Raw genomic sequence first — 689 nt, forward strand, 5'->3', positions numbered from 1 at the left:
GCGGTAGACGGCCACGATGCGGCAGCCATCAACGCGGCGATCGAAGCGGCAAAAGCCGATCCACGCCCAACCCTGATTTGTACCAAAACCATTATTGGTTTCGGCTCTCCGAACAAAGCCGGCTCGCACGACTGCCACGGTGCCCCGCTGGGTCACGACGAAATCGCAGCCGCCCGTGAATTCCTGGGCTGGCAGCACGGTCCGTTCGAAGTGCCTGCAGACGTTTACGCACAGTGGGATGCCAAAGAAGCGGGCGAAGCGAAAGAAGCCGCGTGGAATGAAAAACTGGCCGCGTATGAAGCGGCACACCCGGAACTGGCCGCAGAGTTCAAACGCCGTGTGAACGGTGAACTGCCAGCACAATGGGAAGAAGCCACCCGCCAGATCATCGCTGATCTGCAGGCCAACCCGGCGAACATCGCTTCCCGTAAAGCCTCTCAGAACGCGCTGGAAGCATTCGGCAAGATCCTGCCTGAATTCATGGGCGGCTCTGCAGATCTGGCACCTTCCAACCTGACCATGTGGTCGGGCTCCAAATCACTGACGGCAGATGATGCATCCGGTAACTACATCCACTACGGTGTGCGTGAATTCGGCATGACGGCCATCATCAACGGTATCGCCCTGCACGGCGGTTTCGTGCCTTACGGCGCTACTTTCCTGATGTTCATGGAATATGCCCGGAACGC

General features: G+C 58.8%; 1 pseudogene. It reads left to right on the forward strand.

Annotated features, from left to right (window positions below):
• Positions 1 to 689 (forward strand): annotated as a pseudogene (locus Q4579_RS22995) (transketolase); the annotation flags it as partial.

The organism is Photobacterium sp. 1_MG-2023 (genome assembly GCF_030547945.1).
Classification (GTDB): domain Bacteria; phylum Pseudomonadota; class Gammaproteobacteria; order Enterobacterales; family Vibrionaceae; genus Photobacterium.